General features: G+C 56.9%; 18 protein-coding genes. All 18 read right to left on the reverse strand.

From position 1 onward, the window contains the following. Positions 1-28: 28 nt before the first annotated feature. The 18 genes from ileS to murA all read right to left on the reverse strand — a co-directional run bounded on the left by ileS (position 29) and on the right by murA (position 17,260). Positions 29-2,803 (reverse strand): isoleucine--tRNA ligase, encoded by a 2,775-nt coding sequence (gene ileS / locus MNU25_RS17105; protein WP_240986173.1) that lies wholly within the window; start codon positions 2,801-2,803, stop codon positions 29-31. Between the two features lie 60 nt (positions 2,804-2,863). Next, on the reverse strand, positions 2,864-3,334 hold the full coding sequence (locus tag MNU25_RS17110) for a hypothetical protein (protein ID WP_240986174.1): 471 nt from the start codon (positions 3,332-3,334) through the stop codon (positions 2,864-2,866). A gap of 155 nt (positions 3,335-3,489) precedes the next feature. Next, positions 3,490-3,951: a DivIVA domain-containing protein gene (locus tag MNU25_RS17115; RefSeq protein WP_240986175.1), complete on the reverse strand. Its 462-nt coding sequence runs from the start codon at positions 3,949-3,951 to the stop codon at positions 3,490-3,492. Between the two features lie 47 nt (positions 3,952-3,998). Continuing rightward, on the reverse strand, positions 3,999-4,259 hold the full coding sequence (locus MNU25_RS17120) for a YggT family protein (RefSeq protein ID WP_240986176.1): 261 nt from the start codon (positions 4,257-4,259) through the stop codon (positions 3,999-4,001). A gap of 40 nt (positions 4,260-4,299) precedes the next feature. Continuing rightward, the gene (locus tag MNU25_RS17125; RefSeq protein ID WP_240986177.1) at positions 4,300-4,743 is read right to left on the reverse strand and encodes a cell division protein SepF; all 444 of its coding nucleotides are present in this window, start codon (positions 4,741-4,743) and stop codon (positions 4,300-4,302) included. 106 nt (positions 4,744-4,849) lie between these two features. Then, complete coding sequence (locus tag MNU25_RS17130) at positions 4,850-5,536, reverse strand: YggS family pyridoxal phosphate-dependent enzyme (protein ID WP_240986178.1); 687 nt, start codon at positions 5,534-5,536, stop codon at positions 4,850-4,852. 71 nt (positions 5,537-5,607) lie between these two features. Continuing rightward, positions 5,608-6,555: a biotin/lipoyl attachment domain-containing protein gene (locus MNU25_RS17135; protein ID WP_240986179.1), complete on the reverse strand. Its 948-nt coding sequence runs from the start codon at positions 6,553-6,555 to the stop codon at positions 5,608-5,610. 20 nt (positions 6,556-6,575) lie between these two features. Then, a complete protein-coding gene (gene pnpS / locus MNU25_RS17140; RefSeq protein WP_240986180.1) occupies positions 6,576-7,934 on the reverse strand; it encodes a two-component system histidine kinase PnpS in 1,359 nt (452 codons plus the stop codon). A 67-nt stretch (positions 7,935-8,001) separates the two neighbouring features. Next, a complete protein-coding gene (locus tag MNU25_RS17145; protein WP_240986897.1) occupies positions 8,002-8,688 on the reverse strand; it encodes a response regulator transcription factor in 687 nt (228 codons plus the stop codon). 94 nt (positions 8,689-8,782) lie between these two features. After that, complete coding sequence (pgeF, locus tag MNU25_RS17150) at positions 8,783-9,670, reverse strand: peptidoglycan editing factor PgeF (protein WP_338077744.1); 888 nt, start codon at positions 9,668-9,670, stop codon at positions 8,783-8,785. A gap of 473 nt (positions 9,671-10,143) precedes the next feature. Continuing rightward, the gene (locus MNU25_RS17155) at positions 10,144-10,419 is read right to left on the reverse strand and encodes a YlmC/YmxH family sporulation protein (protein WP_240986181.1); all 276 of its coding nucleotides are present in this window, start codon (positions 10,417-10,419) and stop codon (positions 10,144-10,146) included. Between the two features lie 49 nt (positions 10,420-10,468). Further along, positions 10,469-11,242 (reverse strand): RNA polymerase sporulation sigma factor SigG, encoded by a 774-nt coding sequence (gene sigG / locus MNU25_RS17160; protein WP_047830266.1) that lies wholly within the window; start codon positions 11,240-11,242, stop codon positions 10,469-10,471. 53 nt (positions 11,243-11,295) lie between these two features. Continuing rightward, positions 11,296-12,009 (reverse strand): RNA polymerase sporulation sigma factor SigE, encoded by a 714-nt coding sequence (sigE, locus tag MNU25_RS17165; RefSeq protein ID WP_240986899.1) that lies wholly within the window; start codon positions 12,007-12,009, stop codon positions 11,296-11,298. A gap of 16 nt (positions 12,010-12,025) precedes the next feature. After that, positions 12,026-12,946: a sigma-E processing peptidase SpoIIGA gene (locus MNU25_RS17170; RefSeq protein WP_240986182.1), complete on the reverse strand. Its 921-nt coding sequence runs from the start codon at positions 12,944-12,946 to the stop codon at positions 12,026-12,028. 259 nt (positions 12,947-13,205) lie between these two features. Continuing rightward, positions 13,206-14,255 (reverse strand): cell division protein FtsZ, encoded by a 1,050-nt coding sequence (gene ftsZ / locus MNU25_RS17175; protein ID WP_240986183.1) that lies wholly within the window; start codon positions 14,253-14,255, stop codon positions 13,206-13,208. 272 nt (positions 14,256-14,527) lie between these two features. Next, positions 14,528-14,857, reverse strand: coding sequence for a small basic family protein (locus MNU25_RS17180; RefSeq protein ID WP_047830263.1), 330 nt, complete (start codon positions 14,855-14,857; stop codon positions 14,528-14,530). Between the two features lie 16 nt (positions 14,858-14,873). Next, on the reverse strand, positions 14,874-15,599 hold the full coding sequence (locus MNU25_RS17185) for a cell division protein FtsQ/DivIB (RefSeq protein WP_240986184.1): 726 nt from the start codon (positions 15,597-15,599) through the stop codon (positions 14,874-14,876). Between the two features lie 401 nt (positions 15,600-16,000). Next, complete coding sequence (murA, locus tag MNU25_RS17190) at positions 16,001-17,260, reverse strand: UDP-N-acetylglucosamine 1-carboxyvinyltransferase (protein WP_240986185.1); 1,260 nt, start codon at positions 17,258-17,260, stop codon at positions 16,001-16,003. Positions 17,261-17,309: the final 49 nt, after the last annotated feature.

Raw genomic sequence — 17,309 nt, forward strand, 5'->3', positions numbered from 1 at the left:
CCCACCTTCCCTGCCGTACTTCCGGACTTCACTCGCCCAGCCCGTTGACTACTCCGACACAACGCGGGCAGAGGTCAGGGTGGTCCGGATTCTCCCCCACCGCCGGATGGTACATCCAGCAACGTTCACATTTTTGTCCCGCCGCCGCCCGCACCAGAATGCGCAATCCCTCATGAGCCTCAGCGCTCCGGGCCTCCGCCGGGCAGGGGTCTTCCGGCGGGTGCAGGGTTACGCCCGAGACAATAAATATCTCAGCCAGATTGGGGATTTCCCGCAGAAAGCCGTATTGCTCCTCGGTCGGATAGAGATCGACCTGTGCCGTCAAAGGGTGGTTGACGAGCTTTTCCCGGCGGGCGCTTTCCAGGACCTTGGCCACATCTCCCCGTAAATCCAAAATCCGGTCCCACCTCTGTGCCAGCTCTTCATGCAGCCATTCTTTGACCGCCACCGGCATTTCCGCCGTTTGTACGCTTTCCGTCCGCTTCTTTCCCGGCACGTAAGCCCAAATCTCCTCCGACGTAAAAGTCAGGATTGGCGCCAGCAGGCGCACCAAGGCGTCCAGGACCTCATAGAGAACCGTCTGTGCCGCCCGGCGCCCAGGCGATTCTTTTCCTTCGACATAGAGCCGGTCCTTCACAATATCCAGGTAAACGGCACTCATCTCCACCGTACAGAAGTTGTGCACCGTATGATAGACGAGGTGGAACTCATAATTTTCATACCCTCGGAGCGCCCGCTCCACCACCTGAGCCAGCTTGAGCAGAGCCCAACGGTCAATCTCCGCCAGTTCCGTATAGGGCACTCTGTCCCGGGCCGGATCGAAGTCGTTCAAATTGCTGAGCAAAAAGCGCAGGGTGTTGCGGATTTTGCGGTAAGCCTCACTCATCTGTTTCATGATGCCCTGCGAAACCGCCACGTCGCTCTTATAGTCAGCCGAGGCAACCCACAGCCTGAGAATATCGGCACCCATTTCTTTCACGACTTTCAGAGGATCGACCCCATTGCCCAGGGACTTGGACATCTTGCGTCCCTGCTCATCCACCAGAAAACCATGGGTCAGAACCGCCCTGTAAGGCGCCTTGCCAAACACGGCCACGGAAGTGGAGAGAGAGGAATTAAACCAGCCCCGGTGCTGATCCGAACCCTCCAGATACATATCCGCCGGCCAGGCCAACCCCGGCCGCTCTTTCAGCACTCCCACATGGCTGGTACCGGAATCAAACCAGACATCCATGATGTCTGTCTCCTTGGTGAACTCCTTCCCGCCGCACCGGCAAGCCACCCCCTCGGGCAGCAGTTCCTCCGCGGGGCGGGCAAACCAGGCATCCGAACCCTCCCTGGCAAAAATATCCTGAACCTTAGCGATCGTTGCGTCGGTAACCAGTTCACGGCCGCAAGTCTTACAATAGAAAATCGGGATCGGCACACCCCAGGTCCGCTGACGTGAAATGCACCAGTCTCCCCGCTGTGCGATCATGTTATAAATACGCTCCCGACCCCAGGCCGGAATCCACTTCACCTGATCGATTTCCTGCAAAGCCTCCCGGCGGAAGCCGTCAACGGAGGCAAACCACTGTTCGGTCGCCCGGAAAATGATCGGATTCTTGCAGCGCCAACAGTGAGGATAGCTGTGCTGAATTTTTTCGTCGAGCACCAGCACCCCTTTGTCCGCCAGATCCCTGAGGATGACGGGATTGGCTTGCTCCGTTTTCAAACCGGCATATTTCCCGCCCTCGGCGGTAAATTTGCCTTGGTGGTCAACAGGGCAGAGCACCGGCAGCCCGTAGGCCTTGCCGATGAGAAAATCGTCCTCCCCATGGCCGGGAGCCGTGTGCACACAGCCGGTCCCTTGTTCCAAAGTCACGTGCGTCCCGCACATGACCAGGGAATCATTTCCCATCAACGGGTTAGTGCAGAGGATTCCCTCCAGCTCTTTTCCTCCGAAGGTCTTCAGGACCGGAAGCTCCTTCTGCCACAGCCGGCGCAGCGCATCGAGCAGTCCTTCCGCCACGACCCACTGCCCGCCGTCCGTCCCGACCAAGGCGTAGGCGTAATCGGGGTGCACACTGATCCCCTCATTGGCCGGCAAAGTCCAGGGGGTCGTCGTCCAGATGACCACATAGGTGTTGGGCTCGACCAGGAGGCCCTTGCCGTCTTTCACAGGAAACTTGACGTAGACCGCCGTCGAAGTTCTGTCCGCATATTCGATTTCCGCCTCTGCCAGGGCGGTTTCACAGGAGGGGCACCAATAGACAGGCTTTAAGCCCTTATAAATGTACCCTTTCTTGGCCATGGTGCCAAAAACCCCGATTTGAGCCGCCTCATAGTTTTTTTGCAAAGTCAGATAGGGATGATCCCAGTCTCCCCTCACTCCCAGGCGCTTAAATTGCCCTTTCTGAATCTCCACGTATTTCCGGGCGTAGTCCCGGCATTTGGCCCGGAACTCCACCGTGGAAACCGCGTGCCGGTTGAGGCCCAGTTTCCTGATCACCTGCTGTTCGATCGGCAGGCCATGGGTATCCCAACCCGGGACATAAGGAGCGTCATACCCGGCCATCGTCTTATATTTAACGACAATGTCCTTTAGCACTTTGTTTAGGGCATGGCCCAGATGAATATCTCCGTTGGCATAGGGGGGCCCGTCATGCAAAATGAATTTGGGCTTTCCCGCGCGGGCCTCAAGAATCCGCTGGTAAAGATTGTCCTCCTCCCACTTTTTCAGGATCTCCGGTTCCCGTTGAGGGAGGTTGCCCCGCATGGGAAAATCCGTCTCGGGTAAATTTAACGTCTCTCGGTAATCCATACTTGCCCTCCTAATGAAAAACCCGCCCCGTAAAGGGACGAGATTGTTCGTGGTACCACCCTAATTCATCATTCGGCGCACCAACGTGACCAGTTTCGCCTGAGCCTCAGCCCCCAGCGGTTCCACAACCCAAAGGCAGATAAAGGGAACTTTTCGCTCTCTCCATGAGCGCACATACGAAGACACCGCTTGTTTGTCCAGGTGAATCTGAGTCGGATCATCCGAAGCAGACAGACTCACCACCACGCCGCGTTGTTCCATCTCGTCCATGGCCTGAAACATGCGATCCAGCAGTTCATCGCTTCCCAACATGAGAATATCCCCGGCCCGGAACTGGTTTCCTCCGGCCGCCAGACCCACTTCAAAAACCTGACCTTCAGTTTCCATAGCGGGAGCCCTGTGATCCGCCGCCAACAGCATGATCTCGTTTAGCCCGATTTTCCCCGCATAGCCGGACTCTCCATCCGGATGAAGCCCCAACCCTTGGATCAGGAAACCGGGGGAAACCTCGCTATAAATTATGTTTCTCATCAGCTGCTATCGTTCTCCTTCAAACATGTAGGACAATTATACCACCAAGGCGGCACCTTCCGCAATACACACGTTCTCTCCCGGTCGAGGCAGCCCCGCTCCCGTCTCTGCGACCCCGCTTCGCCGGCGGACACCCGGGGAACCGGTCCCCGCCCTCAGGAGGATACTTTATCCTCCTCGGACGAAAGCGCAAACGCCAATTGAGCCTCAAGGAACGATTTCAACTGGGTCCGAACCAGTTCGCGCCGGCGCAGGAGTCCTTGGATCTCTGCTTGTATTTCTGTCCATTTTTCTTCCATTTGAGACAATCTCCGTTTGCTTTCCGCCTCCGCCTCCCGGATGATCAATTCGGCTTCCCTGCCCGCTGCCTCCTTCACTTCCGCCGCTGTTTTCTGAGCCAGAACGAGGCTCTGCCGGAGCAATTCCTCCAACGTCTTGTAGTTCGCCAACTCCGTCTCCAAGCGCTCCACCGTTTCCTTGAGCTCAAAGTTCTCGCGGTAAACAGCCTCAAACCCTTCCGCCGCCTCTTGCAAAAATCTGTCCACTTCCGCAGGCTCATAGCCCCGGATCCGCCTCACAAAGGTCTTGCCCCGCATGTCCATGGGCGTCATTTGCATCTTCTCTCCCCCTCGCCCCAGTCCGAAAACGGCGTCTGCGCCGGCCGTCAAAAACCCCCGCCGAGAACTCTCAAGAGTACCGTGCGAATGATATTTAAAACGATAATTGCCAATATGGGGGAAAAATCGACGGCAAACCCGCCCCCGCCGATTTGAAACCGGCGAAAGGGCCTGAGAAGAGGCTCCGTAACATCGTTAAGCAGGCGGACGAGGGCATTGTCCCGAAGATTCGGAGCAAAAGAGAGCAAAGCCCGAATGACGATCGCCCATGTAAGGATGGTCACCACGTTGTCCACGATCTCGGCCAAGATGAAAATAGCAATCCCTCCCCACCCGAAAAAACCTCACTTATCTAGAGCCGGCCCAAAAAATTCCCTTGTCTTTCAGCTCGTCCCGCGCCTCACCCGAAATATCCACATTATTGGGCACGAAAAGAAAGATTCCGTTGCCCACTTTTTGCATGTTACCGTTCAAAGCATAGGTAGTCCCGCTGATGAAATCCACGATGCGTTTGGACAGGTTGCGCTCCGTATTCTCCAAATTGACGATCACCGGGCGCCTGTTCTTCAGCTGATCGGCAATACCCTGTGCGTCTTCAAAGCAGGAGGGCTCCAAGACGACCACTTTCATCTGTTTCTGAGTGTGGATACTGACCACTTGAGCGGGACGGCGTCCCCTCACCTCATCGTGAATCTCCTCCCTTTCCTCTTCTTCCGGGGCAAAGTCTTCTTCCTCGTATTCTCCCTCCCCGAAGCCCATGATCCCGATCACTTTGTCAAACAGTTTTGGCATCGACAACGTCTCCTTTCACATAACTCTTCATCGGCCCCATTCCCAACCGTCTCCCGTCGGCAGCCGGCGCTGCACTTCCCCGTGCCTTGCCCGCGGCGCCCCTTTTCTAACGCCTCTGCCCAAAGATTTCCCGTCCAATCCTCACCATGGTCGCGCCTTCTTCCACGGCAATCTCAAAATCCTGGCTCATCCCCATAGACAATTCCCTCGGGACGACCCCGGGCCGCACCCGCGTTTGCACTTTTTCCGCCAAGAGACGCAGTTCGCGGAAAAAACCCCGTGTCTCGGCCAGGCTGGCTCCCAGAGCCCCGATCGTCATAAAACCCAAAACCTGAACATGGGGGTGGTCCGGGATCAGGTCGAGAAAGTCCGCGGTTTCTTCCGGCAAGAGGCCCGCTTTGGCCGGATCACGCGCCACGTTCACCTGCACCAGAACCCTGGCCGTATAGCCGGCCTTGTCGCCGTGATGTTCCAGGGCCTGCAGAAGCCCCAGGCGATCGAGGGAATGTATCAGTGTAATCCGCTGTGTGAGATACTTGACTTTGTTGGTCTGCATCCTTCCGATCAGATGCCATTCACAATCCGGGGGGAGCTGCGGCTCCTTGACCAACCATTCCTGCACCCTATTCTCGGCAAATAATCTCTGCCCCGCCCGGTATGCCTCCTCGATGCTTTCCCGGGGCATTGTCTTGGATACCGCCAGCAGTTTGACTTCGGCCGGACCCCGCCCGGCCTTGGCGGCCGCCAAAGCCACCCTTCTTTGCACCTGGGCTAAATTCTCCGCCACACCCACTGCTATCACTCCTGAATTATAACTACTTCTACATTCGTCTCCTGTTTCCTGCCATAACTTGGGATATCTCATTAATTTTTTAGAACCGCTTCCCCTTCCAACCCGGATCTGGGATTGATCACGACCGGAGTCCCTGCCGCCAAACCTTTAATAGAGGCCACAACCCCGTTCTCGTCCGTGACTGGCATCGGTTGAAAGTGCAAAACTCCGCCCTTAATGACGAAGAGCCCTTCTTTGCCCCCCTCTTGCCAGAGAGCCCGCTCAGGCACCACCGTTCCGGCCGTGGCCGGGCGGAACTCCCACTGTGCCGTTTGCTGCCTGGCCCTCACACTCCCATTGACGAAATTGTCAAAACGGACCACCACCCCCAGCGGAGCGGCGGATTTGCGCACTATGGTTCCATCTTCCCGCTGTCCCCGGATAATGAGCCGGAAACGTTTTCCCAGAGTCAATCCGTCCAAGGAGGACAGTTTGACAAAAGCATAAGACGGACTGAGGTTGTCCACGATTTTCCCGAACACCTCACCGGCCTTGACCTCTTGCACTTGCGTTGGTTTACCCTGTAAGGCCAGTAGTTTCGCCAGGTCCATATTGAGAAAACCGTCCGGGGTATAGAGCGACTCCAGCCCATCCACCGTCCGGTAGAGAAGCCCGCCGTGCGGCGCCTGGACCTGGATGGCCGTCCCTGCGCCGGAAACTCCGGGTGCCGCCCCTTGACCGCTGATGGTCGCCACAACCTCCCAGCGCCGAAAGCGTTCGCCGTCCGGCCCTTTGAACTCAACCCTGCCGTCCGCCGGGGCCCGCAGGGGATATTCGAGATTCGCAAACACCACGCTGACCTGTTTCTCATGCCGGACCGTCCCCGTATAGGCCCGGACATACTGAGGAGGAGCGGGCCCCCAAGCCTCCCGCGCCAGACCAAACCCCGACAGGGCCACAGCGATGAAGAAAACCGTAAAGCCCAACACCCGGGAGCCTATGCGCCGCTTTCCGCGCTCCGCCGCGCCGCTCTTGCTCATGCTTGCCTCCTTCCCCCGCCTCACAGCGCCATAGGCAGACTGCAGGTAAACACCGTCCCCTTGCCCAGCTCGGATTGGACGGTCACCTTACCTCCCGACCCGTCCACAATATGCTTGACAATACTGAGACCCAAACCCGTTCCCCCCTGTTCCCGGGAGCGGGCTTTATCGACCCGGAAAAAACGCTCAAAAATCCTGGGCAGACTTTTTTCGGGAATGCCGCAGCCGGTGTCGCCGAATTCCAAACGCACCTCCCCCACACCCGTCGAAGCCTTAAGCCAGACGCTCCCTCCGGAAGTATATTTTACCGCGTTCTCTAATAGATTCAGCATCAGCTGGCTGAGCAAATCCTCGCCGATCGAAAGAGCGGGAAGATCCGGGGGAATCGCCACATTGAGACTGATGCCCTTAGCTTCCGCATAACGTTCAATCACCGGCTGAATCTTCTCATAAGCCCTCTGCACGTTGCTGATACCGTCCGCCCTGCGTACACCCCTGTTCTCAATATGGGACAAGGTCAGGAGGTCCTCCACCAGGCGCTGCAGACGCAGGGACTCGGCTTGAATAATCTTAAGAAAACGCTCCCGCAGGGCCGGCTCCTCCGCCGCACCGTCCAAAAGCGTCTCGGCAAAACCCTTAATCGAGGTCAGGGGTGTGCGCAATTCGTGGGAAACATTGGCCACAAATTCCGTACGCAGTTTCTCCAGGCGCCTCAGTTCCGTTATGTCGTGACAGACAATCACCGCCCCCCGCGCGCGGCCGTCTTCCGACAAAATCGGGCTGACCTGAGTCCGCACAATGTATTCTCCGATGTTCAGTTCTATCAAAGCGGCCGCCCCCCCTTGGAGGACCTCGGCCACCAGCCTGTCCAACTCTTGGTCCTGAACGAGCTCCACCAGGTACTTATGCTTCACTTCGGCAAAAGGGCGGGAAAATATCTCCTCCGCCGCACTGTTGAGCAAGACCACCCGCCCGACATGATCCAAGGCCACGACCCCTTCCTGCATTCCCCCCAGTAAGGCCTCGAGCCGGTGCGTTTCCTGGGCCGCCGTTTGAATCAGGTTCTCAATATGCCGGGAAAGCCTGTTTAGCTCCTCCCCCAGCTGCCCTAATTCGGCCCCGGAGCTCAGGCCCGGAACTTGCTCAAAACTGCCGCGGGAAAGGCGTTGGGCGCAGGCCTGCAGAGTCCGCACATCCTCGGTCAGCCGGTAAGAATATATTAGGACCAATCCCCCCGGGAGGACAAGGGCCAGAAAAGTCATCCAGGGATTGACCGTGAACCCATACCCTTTCAGGACACTCTCGCCATTCCGAAAAAGAAGCAGGCTGAGCCCTGTCATCACCAGAAACAGACCCGTCAGTTTCCATTTTAAGCTCATGTCAGCATTCCTCCGGACTCAAACGCCGCTCCCAGACTCTGCGGCCGTACGGGAACAGTCGTACCCCCTACCCTTTGAAACGGTAGCCCACCCCGCGCAGGGTTTCAATCCGGCTCGGATTCGACGGGTCCTGTTCAATTTTCTGACGCAAATGCCTGATATGAACATCCACGGTACGCGTATCCCCGGCATAATCATAACCCCAAATTTGTTCCAACAGCTCGTCCCTGGAATAGACCCTGCCCGGATTAAGCACGAGAACGCGCAAAAGTTCAAACTCCTTGGGTGTGAGTTCAGTCTCCTGCCCTTGAACAAAGACTTGGAAACGGCCGAGATCCATTCTCAGGTCACCCCGCCTGATCTCGACACTCTCCTCGGGAGTAACCGCAACCCGCCTCAACCGCGCCTTGATCCGGGCCACAAGTTCTCTCGGGCTGAACGGTTTGGTCATATAGTCATCCGCTCCCAGTTCCAAACCGAGCACCTTGTCGATCTCTTCTCCTTTGGCCGTCAGCATGATGATGGGCAGCTCCCGGTACTTCGGCATCATGCGCAGCCTCCGGCAAACTTCCAAACCTGTCATGCCGGGCAGCATCAGATCGAGGATCATGAGATCCGGCAGCTCCTTTTCCACCCAGTCCAAGGCCTCTGCGCCGTCCGCCGCCACCCGGACTTTGTACCCTTCCTTTTCCAAATTAAAGCTCAGGAGCTCCTGAATGGGTTTTTCGTCATCCACCACCAAAATTGTGGGCAAACTCCACACCTTCCCCTCGTCGTCATCCCCGCCAAAGACCACCGCTTCCCCCAGACATACCCGCCCTGATGCGTCCCTTCCCGCCTCCGGCCCCTTAAGCCTCCGCTGCCGCGGGTTTGAGGCGAATCCAAGCTGCCATCCTGCCTGTAGGCACTCCGTCCCGGCGATGAGAGTAGAAGTACTCCGGGTGGCAAGATGTGCACAACCCGGCCGTCGCAATCCTGCCGGGCAAAACCCCCGCCCCGACCAGAGTCTCTATGTTGGCCTGCCATAAATCCAAACGATAGTGCCCGGGCCGGGTCGCCTTGAGAAACGGGGTTTCGGAGAATTCCCGCCGAAAATAGGCCGCCACCCGTTCATCCACCTCATAACAGCAAGGCCCGATACTGGGCCCGACGGCTACCCGCACATCGCCGCTCTTGCCCCCCCGTTTGGCCAAAGCCTCCAAAACCCTGAGGCCTATCTTGCCCGCAGTTCCCCGCCAGCCGGCGTGAGCAAGGCCCACGGCCCGGATCTTGGGATCATAGAAATAGAGCGGTGTGCAATCGGCGAAAAAAGCCATCAGTCCCAGCGAACTTTGCGTCAGGAGCCCGTCCGCCCCAGGCAGAGCGGAGCCGATTTCCCCGCTTCCCCGCCCGGCCTCCGCTTCCGTAACCCAAACCACCTCGGTCCCGTGCACCTGCTCGCCGACGACGGCATCGCGCCGACCCGCCCCCCAAACGCCGAGCCAGCGCTCACGGTTTACCAGCACTGCCGCGGCTTCGTCTCCGACATGGAAACCCAAATTCAGAGACGCAAAGGCTCCCGTGCTCACTCCCCCCTCGCGGACGGAAAACCCCGCTTCCACTTGCTCTTCTTCCCAGTCAAGTCGAAGATACGCTTGTCCCTCCTTGACCCATTTCCATTCCATGGCGAACTCCCCGTTCTCTCCGTTTTCCCTTGTCCTTTTTCCCGATATCGCTGCTCCGAGCCTTTCAAACATCTCTTAACGACGTCCTGATATCCCAGGTACCCGCAACTGACCCAAGCCCCGATACCTTTCGGTGCCCGCGGCCTGACACCCCGGCACTACCTTAACGATATCCCGATACCTGAACCATGCCTTGATACCTTAACCATGCCTTGATACCTTAACCGTACCTTAACAACATAACTATACCATAATTTCCGGCCCTGACAAACTCCCGCCCTTTTCCGCCGCAAAATCACAACTATACAGCCTCTGATTCCGCATAAAGACAAACCACCCGAGCATGAACACAGTTGCCGGGCCGCACGACGGAGCACGCCGGTCTGTAGTGCAGCCCGGCGCCGCCTGCGCCGGATGGGCAATGGCTTCGCCGATCAAGTAACGCCCACTTCTGCAAGCGGGCGTCTGAAGAGCAGCGCTCGCTGACTTAAGCGTCGCGGCGCCGGAAAGTTTTTCTTGGCCTTTTTCTTCGCCTTTTTCTCAGCTTAACGATGGTCCGGGCTTTCAGGATCCAGGTCAGGTAAGTCTTGCGCATCCACCAAAATTACATCTACCCCGATCTTTTTCACCCTGTCCCAGGGGATTAGGATATCGTCACCGCGGCCGCCGCCAAAAATGCCCCAGCTGCGGGCGGCCCCGGCCACGAGAATGGCGCGAATGGCTCCCCTCTCCATGTCCAGGTCGAGATCCTTGATCGGGCCCAACCTCCGTCCGTCCTTGACATTCACAATATCCAAAAGCCGCAGTTCCGAGATGCGCATGATTTACCCCTCCCCTCCCCTTATTCCTATGAAGGGAAGGGCGAGATTATTATACGTACTTGCGCATATGGTGTAAGGCGGCCTTTTCCAGGCGGGAAACCTGGGCCTGAGAAATTCCGATTTCATCGGCCACTTCCATCTGAGTTTTGCCGTGAAAAAAGCGCAAAGACAGGATGAGTTTCTCCCTTTCTCCCAGTCGCCGCAAAGCTTCCCTCACGGCCAGTCCTTCCAGCCAGTTAGCGTCGGAATGTTTGTCATCCCCGATCTGGTCCATGACGAAGATCGGGTCTCCCCCGTCATGGTAGATGGGTTCGAACAGAGAGATCGGCTCTTGAATCGCGTCTAAGGCGAAGATCACTTCTTCTCTGGGCAGAGACAGCCGGGTCGCTATTTCTCCCACGGAAGGCTCGCGCGAACACTCGCTTACCAGCTGATCGCGGACCTGCAAAGCTTTGTAAGCGATGTCGCGCAGGGAGCGGCTGACCCGGATCGGGTTGTTGTCCCGTAAATATCTTCTGATTTCGCCGATAATCATGGGAACCGCATAGGTGGAGAACTTGACATTCTGCCCAAGGTCAAAATTGTCGATGGCCTTCATCAAACCGATACAGCCGACTTGAAAAAGATCATCGACAAACTCTCCCCGATTGGTAAATCTTTGAATTACACTCAGCACCAAACGCAGATTGCCGTAGATTAATTTATCACGGGCACTGCGGTCCCCCGCCTGGTAGACGACGAACAGCTCCTTCATCTTGGCGCTGGACAAAACCGGTAATTTCGAGGTGTTCACTCCGCAGATTTCAACTTTGTTTAAAGCCATTCGAGCACCTCCCAGGATTTTCTGTTGGAGAGTATGCCCCAAGGCTTAATTTGTTATTCCAGCCGGCAGAATTCTTTGCGCAACCGCCGAATGATCCGTTTTTCCAAGCGGGAAATATAAGACTGGGAGATCCCCAAGCGGTCGGCCACCTCTTTCTGAGTTTTTTCCGAGCCGTTGTTCAACCCGAAGCGCAGCTCCATAATCAGCTTTTCCCGGGCCGAAAGACTGGCCATGGCCAAGTGCAGAAGCTGGCGATCAACCTCTTCTTCCAACGGTCGGGAAATGATATCCGTCTCAGTCCCCAGTACATCCGAAAGCAGCAGCTCGTTGCCGTCCCAATCAATATTCAGGGGCTCATCAAACGACACTTCCGACCGGGTCTTATTGTTCCGGCGTAAGTACATTAAGATCTCATTCTCAATGCACCGGGAAGCATAGGTCGCGAGCTTTATCTTCTTCTGGGGATCAAACGTATTCACCGCTTTGATCAGACCGATCGTGCCAATGGAGACTAAATCCTCAATGCCCACCCCGGTGTTCTCAAATTTGCGGCCTATATAGACGACCAGGCGCAGGTTCCGCTCAATCAGAACATCCCGCACGGACAAGTCGCCCATCTCCAGCCGGGTCAAAAGCTCTCCTTCCTCATCCGAGCTGAGAGGGGGCGGAAGAGCCTCACTGCTCCCCACATAATAGATCTCATGAACGTGCAGCCTGTGCCAGAGCCCTTTGAATCTGTCCTGCCATCTTTGCCGCCAGGCCCTCATTGCGCCAAAAAACCCGTCAGAATTCATGCACTCCAGCTCCTCCCTTGATATGTTCGAAATGCAACAAGGCCTGATAAGTTCCTTCCGGACTCAGTGCGTGCCGCACCAAGGCAACGGTCGCCCGAACGCTCCTTTTCTCCTCCCCATCGTTCCAGGCCACTGTCTTGGGCCTGACTCCCAAGAGCCAGCTTTCCCCTTCAATCCCCTTGAAAGGAATAAAAACCAGGGATTTGAACCACCCCGGATCTCCTTTCCAGAGCAGAGACCAGGGATCCCCCGACTCCCGCCAAGGCAGCCGCAGCAATCCCCGCGTCTTCTCCGGCAGTGCGTCAACGGCTGCCTCTTCCTCCAGGAGGATGACAGGCGCGCCTGTGAGGGGGTCCCGCAGCTGGTTCCCGGTATCCAGCAGGGCTTTGACCCGCAAGACTTTGCCTTCTTCCCCGAAATCGATCTCCAAATCGTAAAGCGACAACTCCATCTGCCGGGCCCTTTGCGACCAGTTCAGCCAGACGCGCTGGCCCAGCGACCAGAAAATGGCTAAGAGGGGCAATACCAAAATATCCGCGGGAGCGAGTGCAAAAGTCCTGCTCGTCCCCATCCTGCCGAAGCCCAGCCAATCCCAGGCCGCATAGATAAATCCGCCCAAACCCGCGGAAAGGAGCCAGAAGCCCAAAAGCGCTTTGAGAAACGGCCTCCTGCCGCGAGAGCCCAAGCTGACTCCCACCATGAAAAAGGGGACGAGGATTTTGCTCAAGGTCAGCCACGGGGACGGCCCCAACACCACCAGAACTACCGGCACTTCTCCGAGCAGAGCCCCGTAGAAAAGGCCCCGCTTGCGCACGGGATAGTGAAGAAGTTTGGCGGTCAACCCCAGGAGAAAAGCATCCATCACTCCATTGATCAAAACATTCAGATCGAGATAAGTCACTTCGGGCATAATCTTCTGACACCTTTCTTCCGGGCTCTCCAAAAAATTATACCGGACGGGGCCGGTAAAACCTGTCGCTTTAGGGTGGATTCGTATGGTAATTAAAGGAAAATAAATGCGGGTCCTGTAGTATTTTTTGTTTAAGGCCTTTTGTGGGATCGCGAAAGCCCGCCTGATATTCAGGCGGGCTTTCGCAGCAAAAAACCAGCTTTGACCCATTCGGACTTCGTACTTCTGATTTCAGACCTCTGACCCCCGACTTCTGATTTCAGCGCCTGCGGCGCAGGAATTCCGGGATATCCACTTCCATATCGTTCTGGACCGGTTTAATGACCAGTTCGGGGGGTTTGACACTCTGACTCCGGCGCTGGTCAAATCCCGTGGCGATCACCGTGACGCGCACTTCTTCTTTCAGAGTGTCGTCAATCACCGCCCCGAAAATAATATTGGCTTCCGGGTCAGCCGCTTCAGCGATGATTTCCGACGCCTCGTTCACCTCAAACAGCGTCATGTTCACGCCCCCTGTTATGTTCAAAAGAACCCCCTGCGCGCCTTCGATCGAAGTCTCCAAGAGCGGACTGGAAATAGCCTTACGGGCTGCGTCAGACGCCCTGTTTTCTCCCGAAGCTTGCCCGATCCCCATTAAGGCCGAGCCGGTGCTCATCATGATCGTCTTAACATCGGCAAAATCCAGGTTAATCAAACCCGGCACCGCAATCAAATCGGATATTCCCTGCACCCCTTGACGCAGAACATCGTCCGCAATCCGAAAAGCTTCATGAATCGTCGTGTGCTTGTCCACCACCTGAAGCAAACGATCATTGGGAATCGTGATCAGAGTATCCACCTTGCTCTTGAGTTCGGCAATCCCTTTTTCCGCCTGCATGGCGCGTTTACGCCCTTCGAACGTAAACGGCCGGGTCACGACTCCCACCGTCAAAGCCCCCAACTCTTTGGCCACCTCGGCCACTATGGGCGCGCCTCCGGTTCCGGTTCCCCCGCCCATACCGGCGGTGACAAAAACCATATCCGCCCCCTTCAGAACTTCGATCAAGTCCTCCCGGTTCTCTTCGGCGGCTTTTGCCCCTACCTCCGGGTTAGCTCCCGCTCCCAAGCCCTTAGTCAGCTTTATCCCTATTTGCACTTTCCGACCTGCGCGGGAAAGGTTCAAGGCCTGAGAGTCCGTGTTCACCGATATGAACTCCACCCCTTTCAAGCCCGAGGTAATCATACGGTTTACCGCGTTGTTGCCCCCTCCGCCGACACCGATCACTTTGATCTCTGCAAACTGGTTCATCTCCGTCTCAAATTCCAGCATCTATCTTTTGACCCTCCTCGCATCTTTCGCCCATGGACGACTTCTTATTTCCGCGAAACCGATCTCCTCGGACCCGGGCGCACCGACTTGATGCGAAGACCCGGTCACCGTCCGCTTATTCTCGTTCAGATGTGTGGGCTGGGTATCTGATCATACATACACACTTACGAATTCTATAAACTTGTCCGATATCCCTCTTTAAATTAGGCTAAAAAGTAAATTTTCTTTAGACGAATTCCCCTTTTTGGCGGCATTTTTCGATCCCCGGTTCTTTATTTCTTTAAGAGATGACGCCGGATGATGGCCAGGTTCTGAAAGAGTCTCACCCCGAAAGCCACCACGGCCGCCAAATAAAGATCCACCCCGATACGGTCGCCGACATAAGCCAGAAACCCTGCCAGAATCATATTGCTGAAAAAGCCGGTCAGAAAAACCGTGCTGTCAAAATGATCCTCTTGCGCGGCCCGGATGCCGCCCAAAACCGAGTCCAGAGCGGCCAGAATGCCCACTGACAAATACTTGGCATAGTTAATGGGCACGGAAAAAGGGCTCACATACCCGATGGCCAAACCCAAAATCAAACCCAGAAGCGGCAGCCACACATTTCTTCCCCCTTCCTCAGCGGCCGATCACCGGAGTTGCCGCGGTAAAATCGATATAGGCCACCCCTTGTTGGATGGACTGATAATCCTTATCTTGCAACAGGTTAAAAAGCACCGCAAGTTTATCTTTCCACTCGGTGGCTTGGCCTAAACGGACTTCCACCCCGCTGGTCAGAAAGAGGGTAACCTGCCGGGCCACATTGACCTGAACCTCGCTCAGCAAAGGCAGCATGGCACTCGGCGCTTGGGCGAGAACTTTGAGTTCCGCTTCCAGACCCGGATCGGTCAGCTTCTGCCCCGGCCCCGCAGTATCCGGAACCGTCACCCCGGTCAGGACCGGATAATCCACTTTGGGCCATCCTTCCAAACGGCGCAGGAAGACCCCCCGGGAATCGACTTCCAGCACCCCGTTGGGCACGACCAGCAGGGCTGCCGGCGTCCGTTCCGTCACTTGGACCTCCAGCGTGTCGGGGAATTGGCGCTGAAACTCAACCGAACGCACCAAAGGATGCAGCATGATCTTCTGAGTCAAACCTTCCCGGTCAAAAAGGAAAAGATTCTGACCCAGCGCGCCTTCGGCCAGGCGCTGAATATCGCTTGCCGGAATCTGCCGCAAACCGGTAACACTGATGTGCCTGATGGTAAAAACGCCGGAGCGGAGGGCAACCACCAGCCCCACCGCCAACATAACCACGAGGACGGCAACATAGAGAAAGAACGTATTCGTTCGCTTGGCTGGCAACTCTTTTTCCCCCTTGTCCCAAGTATACCGAATTCCGTCCTCTGAGTCATTCTTTTTTCTTGAAAACAAGTTGCTTTAGGACTTTAGTCCTAAAGCAACACCGCACTTTGCAACTCATCTTTCGCCCATTGTACCGCTGATATGCCAAGACCGGGAGACCCACCATGACAGCTTGCGCCCCAGTACCCCGCACTTCGCGCTTCGCATTTCGCACGCCGTACTCTCGTACCTCCGCGCTGCGTACACCGTAGTGTCCCTACACAAGGGTCCCGAGACCCACAGCCGGGACACCCAGTACCTCGCATCTTCGCCCCGGCGCCCCATGCCTCGTCCGCCCGCACTCGCGCCCCGCGCCACGCACTCTCGCGCCCCGCACCGCACGCCACGCGTCTCACGCCCCGCTACGCCCTGACTCTTCTTAACCTGGCGCCCAAGCCGCGGTATTTTTCCTCAAGGTTTTCATACCCGCGGTCGATATGCCCGACTTTTTCCAGCACCGTGGCCTCACCGGCTCCCAGCGCCGCCAGGAAGAGAGCCGCCCCGGCCCGCAGATCAGTCGCCTCGACAAAGGCCCCCTCCAGGGTCTCGGCCCCGTGAACCACTGCCGTGCGCCCCTCCACCCGAATCCGGGCGCCCATGCGCCTGAGCTCGTCCACGTGCTGGAACCGGTTCTCGAAGATCGTCTCTGTGATCACGCTCGTCCCCTCAGCCGAAGCCAGGAGGGCCATGAACTGGGGCTGCATATCGGTCGGAAATCCCGGATAGGGCATGGTCTTTAAATCAATCGCCTTAAGCCTGCCGCAGGGCCGTACCCGCACGGCGTCGTCATAAACCTCCAAGCGAGCTCCGGCTTGACGCAGCTTGGCCACCACCGGCTCCAGATGCTCGGGAATTACATTCTGCACCAGGATATCCCCTTGGGTGATCACCCCGGCCATGATGTGCGTTCCGGCCTCAATCCGGTCCGGAATCACCGCGTGTTCAGCCGGATGAAGCGTTTCCACTCCCTCAATGCGCAAGACGTCCAGACCCGCTCCCCGAACCTTGGCTCCCATCTTGTTAAGGAAGTTCTGCAAATCGACAATCTCCGGTTCCCGGGCGGCGTTGTGTATTAAAGTCGTCCCGCGCGCCAGGGCGGCCGCCATCATAAGATTTTCCGTGGCGCCGACGCTGGGAACATCCAGGTAGACATGCTCCCCTTTCAGCTCCTCAGTCCACGCCTCGATGTAGCCGTGTTTCTCCTTGACTTTAACGCCCAGTTCCGCAAGTCCCTTTAAATGCTGGTCCATCGGACGCGAGCCGATGGCGCAGCCTCCCGGCATGGCGATCTTCACCCGGCCGTGCCGCGCCAGCACCGGCCCCAAGATTAGATTGGACGCCCGCATCCGGCGCATTAATTCCTCGTCCACACTCCAGTCTCTGAGAGACGAGGCATTGATGAGCAAGGCCTCATCCTGCCAATTCACCCGGCACCCCAAATGCTCAAGGACGTCCAGCATATTCCTGACATCCGCCAAATGCGGAATGTCCAATAAGACAGATGTACCTTCCGCCAGCAGCGCCGCCGCCAACAGCGGCAAAGAGGCGTTCTTGGCCCCGCTGACCCGGATGCTCCCCTCCAGCGGCTGCCCCCCGGTTATCACATAGCGGTCCATGGCCATAACCGCTCCTCCTCCTCTTTTGCTCCGGAATAACAAACCTCCGGACCGT

The organism is Acididesulfobacillus acetoxydans (genome assembly GCF_902729405.1).
Classification (GTDB): Bacteria; Bacillota; Desulfitobacteriia; order Desulfitobacteriales; family Desulfitobacteriaceae; genus Acididesulfobacillus; species Acididesulfobacillus acetoxydans.

What these genes read in the sequence shown, in the direction of transcription:
- MNU25_RS17115 (WP_240986175.1), bottom strand. Translation starts at nt 3,951, where the DNA reads ATGCAAATGACGCCCATGGACATGCGGGGCAAGACCTTTGTGAGGCGG.
- pnpS (WP_240986180.1), bottom strand. Translation starts at nt 7,934, where the DNA reads ATGAGCTTAAAATGGAAACTGACGGGTCTGTTTCTGGTGATGACAGGG.
- sigG (WP_047830266.1), bottom strand. Translation starts at nt 11,242, where the DNA reads ATGGCTTTAAACAAAGTTGAAATCTGCGGAGTGAACACCTCGAAATTA.
- murA (WP_240986185.1), bottom strand. Translation starts at nt 17,260, where the DNA reads ATGGCCATGGACCGCTATGTGATAACCGGGGGGCAGCCGCTGGAGGGG.
- MNU25_RS17110 (WP_240986174.1), bottom strand. Translation starts at nt 3,334, where the DNA reads ATGAGAAACATAATTTATAGCGAGGTTTCCCCCGGTTTCCTGATCCAA.
- ileS (WP_240986173.1), bottom strand. Translation starts at nt 2,803, where the DNA reads ATGGATTACCGAGAGACGTTAAATTTACCCGAGACGGATTTTCCCATG.
- MNU25_RS17170 (WP_240986182.1), bottom strand. Translation starts at nt 12,946, where the DNA reads ATGCCCGAAGTGACTTATCTCGATCTGAATGTTTTGATCAATGGAGTG.
- MNU25_RS17135 (WP_240986179.1), bottom strand. Translation starts at nt 6,555, where the DNA reads ATGAGCAAGAGCGGCGCGGCGGAGCGCGGAAAGCGGCGCATAGGCTCC.
- MNU25_RS17125 (WP_240986177.1), bottom strand. Translation starts at nt 4,743, where the DNA reads ATGCCAAAACTGTTTGACAAAGTGATCGGGATCATGGGCTTCGGGGAG.
- pgeF (WP_338077744.1), bottom strand. Translation starts at nt 9,670, where the DNA reads ATGTTTGAAAGGCTCGGAGCAGCGATATCGGGAAAAAGGACAAGGGAA.
- MNU25_RS17155 (WP_240986181.1), bottom strand. Translation starts at nt 10,419, where the DNA reads ATGCGCATCTCGGAACTGCGGCTTTTGGATATTGTGAATGTCAAGGAC.
- ftsZ (WP_240986183.1), bottom strand. Translation starts at nt 14,255, where the DNA reads ATGCTGGAATTTGAGACGGAGATGAACCAGTTTGCAGAGATCAAAGTG.
- sigE (WP_240986899.1), bottom strand. Translation starts at nt 12,009, where the DNA reads ATGAGGGCCTGGCGGCAAAGATGGCAGGACAGATTCAAAGGGCTCTGG.